The organism is Paucibacter sp. TC2R-5 (assembly GCF_025717605.1).
GTDB classification, from domain to species: Bacteria; Pseudomonadota; Gammaproteobacteria; order Burkholderiales; family Burkholderiaceae_C; genus Paucibacter_A; species Paucibacter_A albus.
Map to the genome: position 1 here is coordinate 597,012 of NZ_JAJIRQ010000003.1, position 16,742 is coordinate 613,753.

At 59.3% G+C, this 16,742-nt stretch carries 16 protein-coding genes; 12 read left to right on the top strand and 4 right to left on the bottom strand.

Going from position 1 to position 16,742, the window contains the following annotated elements; translation table 11 throughout:
* Positions 1 to 4 precede the first annotated feature (4 nt).
* From flhC to LNV08_RS09690, 3 genes are all read right to left on the bottom strand, one after another.
* Positions 5 to 541, bottom strand: coding sequence for a flagellar transcriptional regulator FlhC (gene flhC, locus LNV08_RS09680; protein ID WP_263533483.1), 537 nt, complete (start codon positions 539 to 541; stop codon positions 5 to 7).
* 40 nt (positions 542 to 581) lie between these two features.
* Entirely contained in the window at positions 582 to 905 is a 324-nt protein-coding gene (flhD, locus tag LNV08_RS09685) for a flagellar transcriptional regulator FlhD (protein WP_263533484.1), read from the bottom strand.
* 299 nt (positions 906 to 1,204) lie between these two features.
* Positions 1,205 to 1,684 carry a hypothetical protein gene (locus tag LNV08_RS09690; RefSeq protein WP_263533485.1) on the bottom strand — a complete coding sequence of 160 codons (480 nt, stop codon included), beginning with the start codon at positions 1,682 to 1,684 and terminating at the stop codon, positions 1,205 to 1,207.
* A gap of 782 nt (positions 1,685 to 2,466) precedes the next feature.
* On the opposite strand from LNV08_RS09690, the gene LNV08_RS09695 reads away from it, so the two are divergent.
* The 8 genes from LNV08_RS09695 to LNV08_RS09730 all read left to right on the top strand — a co-directional run bounded on the left by LNV08_RS09695 (position 2,467) and on the right by LNV08_RS09730 (position 11,062).
* Positions 2,467 to 3,306 carry a flagellin gene (locus LNV08_RS09695; RefSeq protein WP_263533486.1) on the top strand — a complete coding sequence of 280 codons (840 nt, stop codon included), beginning with the start codon at positions 2,467 to 2,469 and terminating at the stop codon, positions 3,304 to 3,306.
* 1,026 nt (positions 3,307 to 4,332) lie between these two features.
* Positions 4,333 to 5,172, top strand: a complete 840-nt coding sequence (locus LNV08_RS09700) for a flagellin (protein ID WP_263533487.1) — start codon at positions 4,333 to 4,335, stop codon at positions 5,170 to 5,172.
* A 405-nt stretch (positions 5,173 to 5,577) separates the two neighbouring features.
* Positions 5,578 to 6,423: a flagellin gene (locus LNV08_RS09705; RefSeq protein ID WP_263533488.1), complete on the top strand. Its 846-nt coding sequence runs from the start codon at positions 5,578 to 5,580 to the stop codon at positions 6,421 to 6,423.
* 312 nt (positions 6,424 to 6,735) lie between these two features.
* On the top strand, positions 6,736 to 7,584 hold the full coding sequence (locus LNV08_RS09710) for a flagellin (protein WP_263533489.1): 849 nt from the start codon (positions 6,736 to 6,738) through the stop codon (positions 7,582 to 7,584).
* A 133-nt stretch (positions 7,585 to 7,717) separates the two neighbouring features.
* Positions 7,718 to 9,178, top strand: coding sequence for a flagellar filament capping protein FliD (fliD, locus tag LNV08_RS09715; RefSeq protein ID WP_263533490.1), 1,461 nt, complete (start codon positions 7,718 to 7,720; stop codon positions 9,176 to 9,178).
* Positions 9,179 to 9,409: 231 nt separating this feature from the next.
* Complete coding sequence (gene fliS, locus LNV08_RS09720) at positions 9,410 to 9,841, top strand: flagellar export chaperone FliS (protein ID WP_263533491.1); 432 nt, start codon at positions 9,410 to 9,412, stop codon at positions 9,839 to 9,841.
* Positions 9,842 to 9,906: 65 nt separating this feature from the next.
* Complete coding sequence (locus LNV08_RS09725) at positions 9,907 to 10,206, top strand: flagellar protein FliT (RefSeq protein WP_263533492.1); 300 nt, start codon at positions 9,907 to 9,909, stop codon at positions 10,204 to 10,206.
* Positions 10,207 to 10,339: 133 nt separating this feature from the next.
* Positions 10,340 to 11,062 (top strand): flagellar brake protein, encoded by a 723-nt coding sequence (locus LNV08_RS09730; protein ID WP_263533493.1) that lies wholly within the window; start codon positions 10,340 to 10,342, stop codon positions 11,060 to 11,062.
* Between the two features lie 35 nt (positions 11,063 to 11,097).
* Here LNV08_RS09730 and fliE read toward each other — a convergent pair whose 3' ends face one another.
* Complete coding sequence (gene fliE / locus LNV08_RS09735) at positions 11,098 to 11,421, bottom strand: flagellar hook-basal body complex protein FliE (RefSeq protein WP_263533494.1); 324 nt, start codon at positions 11,419 to 11,421, stop codon at positions 11,098 to 11,100.
* Between the two features lie 211 nt (positions 11,422 to 11,632).
* On the opposite strand from fliE, the gene fliF reads away from it, so the two are divergent.
* The 4 genes from fliF to fliI are packed head-to-tail and all read left to right on the top strand — an operon-like array spanning position 11,633 to position 16,677.
* Positions 11,633 to 13,327, top strand: a complete 1,695-nt coding sequence (gene fliF, locus LNV08_RS09740; RefSeq protein WP_263533495.1) for a flagellar basal-body MS-ring/collar protein FliF — start codon at positions 11,633 to 11,635, stop codon at positions 13,325 to 13,327.
* Between the two features lie 39 nt (positions 13,328 to 13,366).
* A complete protein-coding gene (gene fliG, locus LNV08_RS09745) occupies positions 13,367 to 14,362 on the top strand; it encodes a flagellar motor switch protein FliG (protein WP_263533496.1) in 996 nt (331 codons plus the stop codon).
* 12 nt (positions 14,363 to 14,374) lie between these two features.
* The gene (locus LNV08_RS09750; protein WP_263533497.1) at positions 14,375 to 15,214 is read left to right on the top strand and encodes a FliH/SctL family protein; all 840 of its coding nucleotides are present in this window, start codon (positions 14,375 to 14,377) and stop codon (positions 15,212 to 15,214) included.
* On the top strand, positions 15,214 to 16,677 hold the full coding sequence (gene fliI, locus LNV08_RS09755; protein WP_263533557.1) for a flagellar protein export ATPase FliI: 1,464 nt from the start codon (positions 15,214 to 15,216) through the stop codon (positions 16,675 to 16,677). The genes LNV08_RS09750 and fliI overlap by 1 nt, the downstream gene beginning before the upstream one ends.
* Positions 16,678 to 16,742: the final 65 nt, after the last annotated feature.

Consider the following 16,742-nt stretch of genomic DNA (forward strand, 5'->3'; position numbering starts at 1 on the left):
TTAATCAGTGCATCTGGATCGAGCCTTGCGAGCGGCCCTTGCCGGCACGGGCCGGTGGCTTGCACATGCCGCAAACATAGTGGCGGGCGATCTCATGGGGATGGGTGACGAAATGGCCACCGCATTCCGAGCATTTGGTCATCGTCAACATGCCGTTATCGATGAACTTCACCAAGCGCCAAGCACGCGTCACCGACAGCATCGCTTCCAGGCCCTGCGCCTGCGTTTGTTCCTGATAGAGCTGATAGGCCTTGATGACCGCATCAATCTCATCCAGTTCCGACACCTTATTCAGATACTCATGCACGTTGAGGAACAAGGAGGCATGGATATTGGGCTGCCAGGTCATGAACCAATCGGTAGAAAAGGGCAGTTGGCCTTTGGATGGGCTCTTGCCTGAGACTTCCTTGTACAAGCGCAGCAAGCGCTCGTAGGACATATCGGTTTCGGACTCCAACACCTGCAGGCGTGCGCCCAGATTGATCAAAGTAACGGCACGGTTGATCTGGATTGCTTCGGTAACGATGCTTTTGGCGCGCATGGTGGAGTCTCGGTTTTCTTGTGAACTGGGGCTAATGGAATCAGGCGGCTTCTTGATGGCGGCCGGCCATCAGGATGCTGGCGTGAAGGCGGGAGACGCCGTCGTTGGTGGTGGTCTTACTATGGCTGGTCAACAAGCCCCAGACCAGATCGTCGTCCATGCGGAAGCGGCACAGCAAGGTGTTGCCGGAGGCGATCTTCATCAGTTGAGCGGGGCTCAGCGTAGCGATCAGCGTCGCCGTGTCATCGGACACGCCCAAGCGGTAGAGCGCCTGCTCGCGGTCGGCGCGAATCAGGTTCTGCGCCAACATCAGGTAGGACAGATTGGCTTCACGAATTTCGGCGAGGATTTGGTCTGCGTTCATGCTGGGACTCCGGTTTATTTGGCTACACAACTCGTAACAACTTGANCAGATTGGCTTCACGAATTTCGGCGAGGATTTGGTCTGCGTTCATGCTGGGACTCCGGTTTATTTGGCTACACAACTCGTAACAACTTGATACGGATTGTGAAGACACAAACAGGGTCGCAACATCAGCCTAAATCCAGCCCTTGAGTCTGGCTTCTTCCCAGAGCCTTGTCAGGCAAACTCCTACAGGCTTGCCTGCCAACATTCAAGCTGCCCCAGCGCCATGACTGTCAGCGCTGGGAGCCTAAGTGGCATCAGCCCAAGAGCTTATCGAGCCGCGCCAATTCGGTCTGCGCCACCGGATAAAGATCGGGGGCCTCACTCATCAAGCTCAGCAAGGCCTCACCCTGCAGCAGCTGTCGCAGCGTTTGCCTGGCCTGCAGCGCGTTGCCCTGACCGCTCTGAGCAAAAGCCAAGGAATAAAGACTCGCCCCATGGTTGGCCGATATGGCCAAGGCCTGTTTGGCATAGGACTCGGCATGCTTCAACTCGCCCGCGCTCAGCAGCAAAGCGGCCATATCGCTGAGCAAGTCATGCGCCATCGGCTCTTGCTCCAGCGCATCCATCAGCACCATCAGGCCTTGCCCGACTCGCCCATGGGCAGCCTCGGCATAAGCCGCATTGCGGGCTTGCGCCAAGAGCCAAGCCGCTTCTTCACTGATTTCCCGAGCTTCCGGCTTGAGCGCCATGGCCTGCTGGGGGGCTTTCGTCATCGCTTGCGTGATTGCATGCATGTGATTCTCCGAGAGGTTAAGTCCAGTCATCGCCTGCGCCGCTCGCCTATTCAAGCAACAAACCAAACGGTTTGCCAAATTGAAAGGGCAGAGCCCGGCGTTCCATTCACGATCCGATCAGTTCACCCCGGTCCATGCAGTAGCACGTTAGGGTCAAACAGCTTGCTGATAGAAATGCGCGCCTGCGCACGCGTCTCGACGGCAATGGAGCGAACTTTAGGGCCGCTCGGCAAGGCTATTCGGCAGAAAAGCGCCGGCTAGAGCGCGCTTATCAAAACCTCGGTGCAACTGCCCCGGCCGAAAACAAGTCAGGGCATGCAAGACAGGACGCTCCTCCGGTCAGGCCCCTTTTTCAGCTACATCTCACACAAGATTCCAAGGACCCCGCAAGAACCGAAAAGCCCTTCCAGCCAGCGCCGACTTGCTCCTCTTGCAGCTTCACGCCCCGCACCTCACAGGTAAAGCGGCAGCAAATTCAAGAACAGCAGCACAAACCCGGCGCTTATCTACAGATCAAGCTTCTTGAGAATAGTGCTCAAGTTCGCCTGTCTCTGGCCGAAAGGAATACACCGGTTGTAAAACTGATGCGTGGTCCGGTTGGTCTGCTGCGAAGTCGTGCTCTTCTTTTGCTTGAGCACAACGCTTCAATGCGTTCACAGCGCGGGACGAGTCGGGTCAAGGTCACAAGACCAAAGACCCGACTCTCGAAAGTTCTTTGGAGCTTATCGAATCATGTCGGCGGCTTGGCCGGGAATCTTCGTAGCTGAACCAGGAGCACAACAATGCCCGCAATCATCAACTCAAACGTCCCCTCGCTGAATGCGCAACGCAATGTTGCAACTTCGCAGAACTCGCTGGCCATATCCATGCAGCGGCTCTCGTCGGGTTTACGTGTCAACTCTGCCAAAGACGATGCCGCCGGCTTGTCGATCGCCGAACGCATGACCGCTCAAGTGCGCGGCATGAATGTGGCGGTTCGAAATGCCAACGACGGCATCTCGCTGGCGCAAACGGCGGAGGGCGCACTCGGCAAGATCGGTGACTCACTGCAGCGAATGCGTGAGCTAGGTGTGCAGGCGCGTAACGCGACCAACACCACCACCGACTTGGACTCTATCGGCAAGGAATTCGCGGAACTGGGCGCCGAAATTCAGCGGGTTGCCTCAGGCACCACCTTCAACGGCAAAGCTGTTTTGGGCGGCGGCGCAGGCGCTCAACTGTTCCAAATTGGCGCCAACACTTCGGCCAATGATGCGGTCACGGTGACGACCAAAAACATGGCCACCGACACCGATATCAAGGCCGTGACCGATGACAAGATCGACCTGAACTCGACTTCAGCAACGCTGAAGACCACCATCGACCAGATCGACACCGCCATCAGCACGGTCAGTTCCGAGCGCGCGTCACTCGGTGCTTCACAAAACCGCTTTGATGCGGTGATTTCCAACTTGATGGTGTCGGTGGAAAACCAAACCGCATCGCGCAGCCGGATTCTGGATACCGACTATGCGACGGAGACGGCCAATCTGAGCCGAGCGCAGATCCTGCAACAAGCAGGCACGGCGATGATTGCGCAGGCCAATCAAGCGCCACAGCAAGTACTTTCTTTGCTTCGATGACCCCGGGCCAGCCTCGCTGGCCCTGAGTACACCCGTCGGACAAGGAACGGATAGCCTCACCCCTCCAGCACAAGCCCCTTGACGCCGCCCCTCATGCTGCCCTTGAGCAGCAGCCCGCAGATGGGCGGCGTCTTTTTGACTGAATGCACTTCAGCTCAGCCCAAGGCGCCGCCCCCTTTTTTTTCTGGCTCTTTTCGCTTCTTCACCCATTGAATGGCAAGAAGATAACGGCGTTTTCAGGCGGCTATTTCAGACCGCTACTGTGCCCTCGGCACATGCGCCCGCCTGCACGCTTGGCTCCTACACACCCATCCGGGAGCTCGCTTCCCCAGCAAGCAATGCCTGATCACCACGGATCAAGCCGGCCAAAGCGACAAGCATCGCTCCCTCTTTGCCCAAGCCCTCGCTCCAGGGCTTCATACCCCGCTTGCTGCGCGCGTCGATCGACGGCCCGGGATGGGAATGCCTCGCCCCTTTAGCTTCAATTCATTGAATAGGCAGGGCTAGATGGCGCTTATCAAACCCTCCCCACTCCCGCTACGGTCGAAAACAAATCAGGGCTCGCAATACTGGACGCTCCTCCAGCACTGCCCCTGTTTCAGCTACTCCCTAACGCAAGATTCCAAGGAACCCGAAGAACCGCAAAGCCCAATGCTCCAGCGCCGACCTGCCACTTCAGCAGCTTTGCGCCCCATCCAAACCAGGACGGTGGCCGCGAATCCAAGAACAGAGCAAGAACCCCGGCGCTTATCAACAGATCAAGCCTCTTGACAAAAGCGCTTAAGTTCGTCTTTGCGCTGGCCGATACCAATTCAACGGGTCTGGAAACAGATGCGTGGTCCGGTAGGAAAGCCGCCAAGTTGAGTACTTCATTTGATGGGGCACAAAGCAGCAACGGTTACCTAGCGCCGGGCGAGGCGGGTCAAGGTCGCAAGGCCGATGGCCCGAATCTCGGAGTTTCGTTTGATTCTCCGAATCACGTCGGCGCTTAGCCGGGAATCTTCGTAGCTGAAACAGGAGCACATCATGCCCGCAATCATCAATTCAAATGTCCCTTCCCTGAATGCGCAACGCAATGTTGCGACTTCACAAAACTCGCTGGCTGTATCCATGCAGCGCTTGTCCTCTGGACTGCGAGTCAACTCCGCCAAAGACGATGCCGCCGGCTTGTCGATCGCCGAACGCATGACCGCTCAAGTGCGCGGTATGAATGTGGCGGTTCGAAATGCCAACGACGGCATCTCACTGGCGCAAACCGCTGAAGGCGCTTTGGGAAAAATCGGCGACTCGCTGCAGCGTATGCGTGAGCTGGGAGTGCAAGCTCGCAATGCCACGAACACCACCACCGACTTGGACTCGATCGGCAAGGAATTCGCCGAGTTGGGCGCGGAAATTCAACGCGTTGCCTCGGGTACTACCTTCAACGGTAAAGCCATTCTGGGCGGCGGATCCGGCGCTCAACTGTTTCAAATTGGCGCGAACACCACGGCCAACGACTCGGTCACCGTCACAACCAAGAATATGGCCACCGACGCCGACATCAAGGCGGTCACGGATGACAAGATCGACAACGCATCGGACGCAACAACCCTGAAGACGACGATCGATCAAATCGACACCGCCATCAGCACGGTCAGCTCCGAACGCGCCGCCTTGGGTGCTTCACAGAATCGCTTTGATGCGGTGATCTCCAACCTGATGGTGTCGGTGGAGAACCAGACTGCATCACGAAGCCGGATTCTGGACACCGACTACGCGACGGAAACGGCAAACTTGAGCCGCTCGCAGATCCTGCAGCAGGCCGGTACGGCGATGATTGCGCAAGCCAATCAGATGCCGCAACAGGTTCTGTCATTGCTTCGATGACCCCGGGCCAGCCCAGCTGGCCCTGAGTACACCCGTCGGCGCAGGAACGGATAGCCTCACCCCTCCAGCACAAGCCCCTTAATGTCACCCATTCGGCCGCTCATAATTTCTAATTTGAGCAGTACCCCAGCAATGGGTGGCGTTTTTTTGAAAGAAACTGTTTAAGTCAATCCAAGGTGTCACCGATAACAAATCAACGGGTCCGAGGAAGTGAATGGACTACGTGGTCCGGTCAACCGGCCCTGTGAAGCGCCAAGCAATTGGGGCCCACAGGACAGGAGCGGACGGTGCAAAGCGGCAGAGTTTTCTGCGTGTTTTGCTGGCAAAGCTGCCTCCTCATGCAGCCTAGTTATCGAACCGTGAGCCCGGTTTTCCGGCAAGTCATAGACACCGAAAGGATTGAAAATGCCCTCCATCATCAATACCAATATTGCTTCGCTGAACGCACAACGTAACGCGTCAAGCACACAGCTTTCTCTGGCCACGTCGATGCAGCGTCTGTCGTCCGGCATGCGCGTCAACTCAGCCAAGGACGACGCCGCAGGACTCGCCATTGCGGAGCGCATGAGCTCCCAAGTTCGCGGCATGAATGTGGCCGTTCGCAACGCCAATGACGGCATCTCTTTGGCGCAAACGGCTGAAGGTGCTTTGTCTAAAGTGGGCGACTCGCTACAGCGCATGCGTGAACTGGGCGTTCAAGCCCGCAACGCGACAAACACGACCACCGACCTTGCCTCCATCGGCAAGGAGTTCACCGAGTTGGGCAGTGAGATTCAACGCGTACTGGCAGGCACCACATTCAACGGCAAGGCTATTCTGGGTGGTGATTTTGGCGCCCAGATCTTCCAGATTGGAGCCAACACAACCGCCAACGATATTGTCACGGTGACGACAGAGAACATGACGGCCAATGCCGAGATCAAGGCCGTGACCGACGACAAGATTGACGACACCTCCGACGCGACCACATTGAAGGCCACGATCGAACAAATCGATGCAGCCATCAACACCGTCAGTTCCAGCCGGGCCACTTTAGGCGCCGCGCAAAATCGCTTCGAAGCCGTGATCTCCAACTTGATGGTGTCGGTGGAGAACCAGAGTGCGGCACGCAGCCGCATCATGGATGCCGACTACGCTTCTGAGACCGCCAACTTGAGTCGCTCACAGATCCTGCAGCAAGCTGGTTCGGCAATGATCTCCCAGGCCAACCAGATGCCGCAGCAAGTCTTGTCTCTGCTGCGCGGCGGCTAAGCAATTACTGACACCGCACTCATCAAGTAGCCCAACTCAAGCGCTCCCCTCCCCGACCCAGCGTCGGGCGGGGAGCTTTTTTATGGGCGATGTTTCACCCCTTTTTCGGAGCTTTGAAACAGCCGAGCACTTAGAAAATTCGCTCATCGGGTTTGGAATTTTTGCAAACCCGGCGTTCGGAACAAGCGGCGACCTTGCGAAGGCAATGCTTGAAATGGCCGGGCGGAGATGGCGACGGAGGAACCTTGGGTTCGCCGCCACCACAAGACGCCGGCTTGACCGGAAGTTAGCGAATTTTGCAGGAGTGCTCAAATGCCCCAGACCATTAACACCAATATTGCCTCGCTCAACGCGCAGCGCAATCTCAATATGTCGCAGGGATCGCTGGCGGTGTCCATGCAGCGTCTGTCCTCGGGTATGCGTGTCAACTCCGCCAAGGACGACGCAGCCGGCCTGGCGATTGCCGAACGAATGAACGCCCAGGTGCGCGGCATGAATGTGGCGATTCGAAACGCCAACGACGGTATTTCGCTGGCGCAAACGGCTGAAGGCGCGTTGTCCAAGGTCGGCGACACGCTGCAACGGATGCGAGAGCTCTCGGTACAGTCGCGCAATGCGACCAACACCACCACCGACTTGGACTCCATCGGCGCGGAATTCGGCGAGTTGGCCCAGGAAATCAGCCGAGTGTTGGCCGGTACGACCTTCAACGGCAAAAAGATCCTCGGCGTCGACGCGACGCTGCCGCAAGAGTTCCAGGTCGGCCCGAACACCGGCGCAGAAGACACCATCACGGTTGCGACCTCGGATCTCACGGCCGACGCCACCATCCTCGCGGTGACGACCTCCGTTATCGGCAATGCCTCGACGACGGCCGACCTGAAGGTCGTCATCGACAACCTGGATATCGCCCTCAACACAGTCAGTAGCCAACGCGCCACCTTGGGTGCGTCGCAGAACCGTTTTGAGGCGGTGATTTCCAATTTGCAGGTCTCGGTGGAGAACCAGAGCGCGGCGCGCAGCCGCATCATGGATGCCGACTATGCATCGGAAACCTCGAATTTGAGTCGTACGCAGATTCTTCAACAGGCCGGCAATGCGATGGTGGCACAGGCGAATCAACTGCCACAGCAAGTCTTGAGCCTGCTGCGCGGCGGTTGACGCTTGAACTAAGGCCTCAATCAGGGTCTCATTGACCCTCAAGAAAAACCCGAAATGGTCGATAGTGCACTTGCCTATCGACCATTCGTCATTTTTTAAGCGTCCACCACGTGGCGCTTAGTGGAGCATCATCATGCCCAGCATCACCTCAGCCGGCATCGGCAGCGGGCTCGACATTGAGTCCCTGATCGGCAAGCTGGTCGCCGTTGAACGAACCCCGATCAACCAACTGAAGACCCATACCGATGGTCTGAAGACGCAGTTGTCGGCCTACGGCAAGATCCAAAGCGCGCTCGCCGCAATGCGGGATGCAGCGGGAAAGTTGACCAAACCCGACACCTGGGCGGCCAGCATGGGCAATTCCAGCGATGCGACAGCAGTCTCGGTCAGTCCGAGTGCGTCGGCACCCACTGGCAATGTCGCTGTGATGGTCAATCGGCTGGCATCGGCGCAATCGGTGTCCAGCAAGGTGATCCCCGTCGGCCAAGCGGTAGGACAAGGCACGATGACAATCGAACTGGGCAAATGGACCGAAGCGCCGCCCCCTGCCGACCCCAACGATCCCGTGCCGCCACCGACCTTCGACCCCAAAGCAGGTGGCAGCCCTATCAACATCAACTTGCCAGCGGGACCTTACCAACTGGCCCAAGTACGCGACGAGATCAACAAGAGTAACGCTGGCGTGGTGGCCTCGATCGTGACCGACAGCAGCGGCCCACGCTTGGTCATTCGTTCCAGTGAAACCGGCGCCACCAATGGCTTTCGTATCAAGGTCGCGAATTCAGATGGGCAGCCGGACGGCGAAGGCTTGTCGGCTCTGTCCTATGACCCCGGCACATCGCTTACCCCCATGACGCGCAACCAAGCGGCAGGCAACGCCAGTGTCTTGCTCAACGGCCTTTCGGTCGATTCGGAATCGAACACGCTGAAGGATTCCATCGAAGGCATGACGATCAATTTGCTCAAGGCGAGCACTGCCGAGGTCAATCTGACGATAGGACCGGACAAGGATTCCATCAAGAAAGCCATCAACGACTTCGCCACCGCCTACAACGCTGTTGCAACCTTGATGGGCGAGCAGACCAAGTATGACGCTGCGACCAAAAAAGGCGCCGCCTTGCAGGGCGACTCTGCGGTCGTCGGGCTTCAGTTCGAGATGCGCGGCCTAGTCGGAGCCACCAGCACGGTTGGCGGCAAATACTCGCGGTTCGCCGAAATTGGCCTGAACCCCAGTACCGGCGGTGTGTTCAAAACCGACGCCGGCAAGCTTGACGCGGCACTCGGAGACTTGGCCAGCTTGAAGACGCTGTTCATGGGGACGGACAGCAACAATTCGAGCAATGTCGGTTTGGCCAAGCAATTGCAGAGTTTTGCCGACAAGGCCCTGGGCTTCGACGGCCGAGTGACCAACCGGCAAAGCGGCCTGCAAAAAGCCATTGACAACGACGCGAAGAGCACCGAGCGACTAGAGACCAAAGTCAGCCTGACCGAAACCCGCTTGCGTGCAAGGTACACCGCCCTGGATACGCAGATGAGTAAGCTCAGCAGCTTGTCGACTTACGTCACCCAGCAAATGAATAATTTGGTGAAATAGTTGCGGCAATAGGTTCAACGCGGCTGTGCCGGCAAGGATGAGCTGCCGAGCAACAAATGGCGAACTTCAAGGAGTTCGCCATTTTTCATTCAGCCAGATGGAACAAATTCACGGCCGCAGCCTAGATCTGCGTCTAAATTTCTTTCCAGGGTTACTCGCCTTCTGCGAGCACTTAAGTTAGCCGTCCAAGGGTCGAAAACAAATCAACACGGCACATTCGGAAAGAATCATATGTACGGCAACGCCTCATCACCTTTTGCCACGCGAACCCAGCGCGCCTCCATGTACCGCAAGGTTGGCTTGGAGACCGATGTGCAAGGCGCCTCCCCTCACCGGCTGGTCACGATGTTGTTTGATGGCGTTTTCGATGCCATGAGCCAAGCTCGTGCCGGGATTGAAAACGGCAATACCGAATTAAAGAATCGCTCCTTGAGCCGCGCCGTGCGGATCTTGGACGAAGGCCTGAAGGCCAGCTTGAATCTGCAAGCCGGCCCACTGGCCAACGACTTGAACGACCTCTATGCCTATTTGTGCATGCGCCTGACCAAGGCCAATCTGCACGGCGACATCGCTGCCATCGAGGAATGTCAGCGCATCCTGACGCCCGTGCGGGAAGCCTGGACGGCCATCGCGCAAGCACCCGAAGTTTTGCGCGCGGCATGAAACCACGCAGCAGCCCCAAGTCAACTAAAAGCCCATCCACCCATCAGTCTCCGGCGGAACTCGCTATGAACACCCATCTCCTGAGCTATTACGAAGCCATTGAACAAGCCAGCGCCGACATGTTGTGCGCCGCCCGAACGGGCAACTGGGACGAAGTCGTCAAGCTTGAGGGCGCTTGTGTGCTGCTGATCTCGCAACTCAAGCATGCCGCGTCCAACGAGCAACTGGCGCCGGATGAGAACAAGCTGAAGACCCGCATCATGCAACGCATCTTGGTCAACGATGCCGAGATCCGCCACTTGGCCGAGCCTTGGCTGGATGACCTGGATCAGGTGCTGACCGGCAAGAGTAAGACTCTGCATTGAAACCAACCGGCCGGCCGCTGCACGCAGCGACCGGCCGGTGCCACGTTAAGCCTCATCGCCATTACCCTGCCCCAGCGTCTTGCCCCCCATGCCCAGCAACGCACAAGCAAACTCCGAGCCTCAAGCAAGCGCCATGGAGCAAAGAGATTCCATTGAGCCCGGCAACTTTCGCGTGCAGGCCAGCAGCGAGATTTTGAGTTTGCTGCGCACGCTGCAGCAGCAAAACACCCGCATCAGCCTGAGTGCGCCCAATGGCGCCAGCTTGAGTGGCAGCATCAACATGGTTGACCCAGAGCGCGGCGCGCTGAGTTTCGACCTGGCCAGCGCCCAAGAGCAGCTCCAAGCCTTGATGAGTGCGGATGAAGTCAGCGCCGTGGCCTACTTGGATCAGATCCGTCTGCAGTTCGAGCTGATCGACCCGGTCTTGATCAACGCCAGCCTGCGCTGCCAGATCCCGAGCCTCATGTATCGGTTTCAGCGCCGCCAGACTTTTCGAGTTCAGTCTAATCTGAGTACACCGCAGGTTCGCATGAACCACCCCTTGCGACCGGATTTGGCCCTGAGTTTGCGTATCCTGGATTTGAGCCTCGGCGGCGTGGCCCTGCTCCTGCCGGCCGAGGTCGAGGCCTTTCCGCTGGGCTGCGAGTTGGCATCGGTGCAGGTGATTCTGGCAAGAGACGTGCGGTTCAAGACCAGTTTGCGGCTGCAAAACGCGCGGACCATCGATGACAAGGGCAGTATTCAACTGGGCTGGACGTTTACCCAGCTTGATGCCGAGGCGACGCTGTTTTTGCAGCGCTATATCGATCAAACCCAGATCCTGAGCCGCAGCCTGCGCAAACGGCCGACTGTCTGAGGCGCATCGAGCCGAACGAGGCATCAAGCCCCGGCTCAGACCTGCATATTCATGATTTCTGAGTAGGCCGAGACCAAGCGATTGCGCACCTGCAAGGTAGCCTGAAAGCCGATTTGCGCTTTTTGCATCGCCACCATGGTCTCTTCGAGGCTGACGTTGGGGTTGTCGAGCTGCACCTCGCGCTGCAGACGACTCGCCTCCATTTGAGAAGCGCTGACACCCTTCATCGCCTGCGCCATCGCGTCGCCAAAGCTGGCGCCTTCCACTGCGCGGGTCTTGCCCAGCGGCTGACCATTGACACCCAAACCGGCACGCGCCGCAGCCTGGGCGAAATCAAACGGTTTAAGTCTCAGGTCCATCACAACTCCATCACCGCAGCATGGGGCTGCGACGGGATGAATCCTACGGCGGCGGCCCGCCAAGTGAAGGCAGGAACTGCGGCCCCTTACTCGGCCTGTTCACCGCTTTCTTGAGGGCTCAAAACAGAATAATTCAATGCATCGGAAGGCCTGTGGTGCATCCATTGCTGCTTCCGTGATTTAGCTCACAGCCTACCTGGCCTTCTCTCCCATGGATAACGCAATCAGCCCCGCCATCACCACCCTGCCGGTCGCAGTCAATAGCGCCAACGCAGGTTTTGGCAGCCGTCTGGCCGCCATGCCCGTGCGAAACAAGTTCATGCTGGGCGGTGGACTGGCCATCTTGGCCGGCACCGTGTTGGCGATCACCTTGTGGAGTAACCAGGGTGATTTCCGCCCTGTATTCACCGGGCTGTCCGACAAAGACGGCGGCGCCGTCATCAGTCAATTGACCACCTTGAACGTGCCCTACCGCCATGAAGCCGGCGGCACCATCTTGGTCCCGGCAGCCCAGGTCTACGATGTGCGTATGAAGCTGGCCTCGGCCGGCCTGCCCAAGGGCAGCACGGTCGGCTATGAGCTGATGGACAAAAGCTCCATCGGCCAGACCCAGTTCAATGAGCGCCTGAGCTTTCAGCGCGGCCTGGAAGGCGAGCTGACCCGCACCATCACCGCGCTGGCCGATGTAGCCGATGCGCGCATTCACCTCGCCATCCCACAGCAAAACGGTTTTTTCCGTGAGCAGCAAAAGCCCAGCGCCTCCGTGATGCTGACGCTGCGCGGCGGCCGCTCGCTGGACCGTGCGCAGATTGCCGGCATCGTGCACCTGGTCTCCGCCAGCGTACCGGAGTTGTCACCCAAAGCGGTCAGCGTCTTGGATCAAACCGGCGCTCTGTTGTCCAACTCGTCCAACGACGGCCTCGGCGGCAGCGGACTGGACAGCCAGCAACTGCAATACAAGCAGCAGATCGAGGCCAACTTCAACAAACGCATTTACGAATTGCTGGAGCCGGTGGTTGGCCGCGAGAACCTGCGCGCCACGGTGACAGCGGACGTCGACTTCTCGCAAGTAGAAAGCACCGCCGAAGAGTTCAAGCCCAACCAAGGCCAGAACGCCAACGCCTCGGTGCGCAGCTCGCAGACCAACGAATCGATCAACAGCACGCCGGCTCCGGCCACCGGCGTCCCCGGTGCCGCAACCAACCAGCCGCCTGTCCCCGCGACAGCGCCCATCAACGGCCAAGCCGCACCATTGCAAGCCGCAGGTGGCACACCCAATAGCAGCAGCCGTCGCGAGGCCGTCACCAACTTCGAACTGGACAAAACCGTACGCGTCACCCGCAACGCCACCGGTGCCGTCCGTCGCTTGAACGCAGCCGTCGTGATCAATCACCGCAGCAGCACCGACGCCAAAGGCAAGACATCGTCGCTGCCGGTCTCACAAGAAGAATTGGACAAATTGACGGGTCTGGTCAAAGAGACCATGGGCTTCAACCAAGAGCGCGGCGACTCGCTGAAGATCATCAGCGCACCCTTTATGGTGGACAAGCAAAGCACGGTCGATCTGCCGCTGTGGCAACAGCCTTGGGTGATTGACATGGTGCGCGCCGCCGCCCTGCCTTTGGCCTTGGTCGCCATTGCCTTGATTGCCGTGTTTGGCATGGTGCGCCCGGCCATCTTGGCCGCCCGCCCACTGCCACCGGCTGAGCCCGAGCCAGCATCACAGCTGAACGCCGTCGTCGATGAAGAGAACGACTTGCCCTTGGTGCTTGGCCCCGGCGGCCTGCCCGCCCTGGCCGGTCCGCTGGTGAACGAGAAGCTGGAACGTGCGCGGCTCTTGGCTCGCGAAAACCCGATCGCGGTCGCCAACATCATGCGTGGCTGGATCGCCGGCGAAGTCGCCTGACGCCCAAGTCCAACAAGCTCAACAAGAGATACAAAAATCATGGACGACAAAGGTGTTGAAGACGCTGCCATCTTGCTGATGTCCCTGGGCGAAGAAGAGGCGTCCGAGGTCTTCAAGCATCTGGCACCCAAGGAAGTGCAAAAACTCGGCGAAACGATCGCCAAGCTGAAGGTGGTCGGGCGCGACAAGGTCGAGCAGGTATTGACCCGCTTTGATGCCGTCGCCGAAACGCAAAGCACCTTGGTGTCGGACACCGACGAGTATGTACGCCAGGTGCTGCGCAAGGCGCTCGGTGAAGACAAGGCTAACCTCTTGCTTGACCGGATCTTGCAAGGCAGCGATGTCTCCAGCATCGAAAGCCTGAAATGGATGGACGCGGCCTCGGTGGCCGAGTTGCTGCGCAACGAACACCCGCAAATCATTGCCGCCATCTTGGCTCATCTGGATTTTGACCAGACCAGCTCGGTGCTGCGCGTCTTCACCGAGCGTCAGCGCAACGAAGTACTGGTGCGTATTGCCACGCTGGACGGCATTCAGCCTATGGCCTTGAAGGATCTCAACGAAGTGATGAGCCAGGTCTTGGCCGGCGGCGAACGCATGCGCAAGAGCAGCCTCGGCGGCGTCAAGACGGCGGCCGAAATCATCAATATGCTGGGCTCCAGCGTCGAGGCCTCGGTCTTGGACTACATCCGCGAAGCCGACGCCGATCTGGCCCAGAAGATCATGGACAACATGTTCACCTTCGACGATCTGGACAAGATCGACGACAAGGGCATACAGGCCGTACTCAAGGAAGTCCAGTCCGAGTCTTTGGTGGTGGCCTTGAAGGGTGCCAGCGCCGAGCTGCGCGAAAAGATCCTGCGCAATATGTCCACCCGCGCTGCCGAAACGCTGCGCGAAGACCTGGAATCACGCGGCCCGGTGCGGCTTTCCGAGGTCGAGGGCGAGCAAAAGGAAATGCTCAAGATCGTGCGTCGTCTGGTCGACGAAGGCACCATCGTGATGGCCGGCGGCGGCGACGACCAGTTCGTCTGAGGCTGAATGAACATGGTTCAAAAACCCCCCCGTCAAGTGCCCGCGCCGGAACGCCGCGAAGGCGACGAGCGTCGCGGCAGCTATGCACGATTCATCCCCCGCGAGGAGTTGCAAGGCTTTGCGGCCTGGAACCCCGACTCACTGCAGGGCGCCATGAATGCGCGGCAGCCGCCGATCAGCGCGCCCTCGCCCGCCACTGCGGCCGCCGCAGCTGCGCAAGCCAAGCAAAACGCGCCGGCGCCCGCGCCCGAACCCGAACCAAGCTTGCAAGAGCAACTTCACGCGGCTCGCCAAGCCGGTTACCAAGACGGCTACCGCGACGGCCTGTCTGCCTTGGATGCCTTCAAGCACAGCTTTGCACAACAAATGACGGCACAAATCGGCACCCTGGTGCGTAGTTTTGACGCCGAGTTCCGTGCATTGGAAGACGAAATGGCGCAAGCGCTGGCACGCAGCGCGGTGGAGTTGGCACGCCAAGTGGTGCGCAGCGAAATCCGGCAGCGGCCCGAACATATTGCCAAGGTCGCGCATGACGCCGTCGAGGCCTTGCAGCTATCGGCCCGCCATGTGCGCGTGCGCGTCAACCCCAGTGACTATCCGCTGGTGATCGAAGGTGCTGGCGAGGAAATGCGCGCACGTGAAGCGCAAGTCTTGCCCGACCCTGAGGTGCCACGCGGCGGCTGCAAGGTCGACTCCGACATCAGCAGCGTCGACGCCAGCCTGGCCACTCGTTGGCAGCAAGCGGTTGCCTCAATGGGCCAAGCCTCCTTGTGGGAAGACCGTCGCAGCAATGCGGCCGAAGCCAACGCCGCTGCAAGCGCATCGACCCTGGTCCAAGGTGAGCAATCATGATGGACATTGGCGCCTCCGCCATGGAGCAAGAGGCTCGCGCCAACACGCGGCAAGGCCGTTGGCAGCAATACCTAGAAGACTTGCAAGCTTTTGCCAGTGCGGCCGTGCCGCTGGAATCGCAAGGCAAGCTGGTGCGGGTGGCCGGCCTGGTGCTTGAAGCCACCGGCGTCAAGGTACCGGTCGGTTCGGTCTGTGAGATTCACATGCCCAGCTCTAACTCCAATCCTCAGCGTGGCGTGCGGCCCGTCAACGCCGAAGTGGTGGGTTTCTCGGGCGACCGCGCTTACCTGATGCCGACCGATGAGATTCAAGGGCTGTCAAGTGGCGCGATGGTGATCCCACGTGCCCTGCCCTTGATGGCGCCAGTCTTGGGCAAGGCGATGCAGCGCTGGCGCCGCGACGAAGACCGCGGGCTGCACCTGCCCATGGGCGACGGCTTGTTGGGCCGAGTCGTCGATTCGCATGGCAACCCGCTTGATCGCCGTGGCCCGCTGCAAATGACGAATGCGGAGCCGATGGTGCGCCGCCCTATCAACGCGATGGACCGTGACCCGGTTCGCACGCCGCTGGACACCGGCGTTAGAGCCATCAACGCCATGCTGACGGTAGGACGCGGCCAACGCCTGGGCCTGTTTGCCGGCACCGGCGTCGGCAAATCGGTGCTGCTGGGCATGATGGCGCGCTACACCCAAGCCGATGTGATCGTGGTTGGCCTGATCGGCGAGCGCGGCCGCGAAGTCAAGGAATTCATCGAAGACATCCTCGGCGAGGATGGCCTGCAGCGCTCGGTCGTCGTGGCGGCCCCGGCCGATGCACCACCACTGGTGCGCATGCAAGGCGCGCATTACGCGACCGCGATTGCCGAGAATTTCCGCGACCGCGGCCAACATGTCTTGCTGCTGATGGACTCGCTGACCCGCTATGCGATGGCGCAGCGCGAGATCGCCTTGGCGATCGGCGAACCCCCGGCCACCAAGGGCTATCCGCCGAGCTGCTTTGCCAAACTGCCGCAATTGGTAGAGCGCAGCGGCAACGGCCTGCCGGGCGAAGGCTCCATCACAGCTTTTTATACCGTGCTGAGCGAAGGCGATGACCAGCAAGACCCGATCGCCGATGCGGCGCGCGGCATTTTGGACGGTCACATCGTCCTCAGCCGCGAACTGGCCGAGGCCGGCCATTACCCCGCGATCGATATCGAGCGTTCGATCAGCCGCGTGATGACCAACGTTGCCAAACAGCCGCATATCGACGCAGCGCGGCGCTGCCGCCAACTGCTCGCTAAATACAACAAAGCACGCGATTTGATCCAGCTTGGCGCCTATGCACCGGGCCATGACGCCGAACTGGACTTGGCCGTGCGTCTGCATCCGGACATCAACCGCTTGCTGCAACAAGACATGCACAGCCCGGCTGTGCTGGAAGAAAGCCTCAAACAACTCTCAAGCGTCATCAAGGACGCCTGAAAGCTGCCGATACACCCAAGGTCAGCGCTCCGAATTTGCGCTGACCCTTCAGATTCTGAGACGGA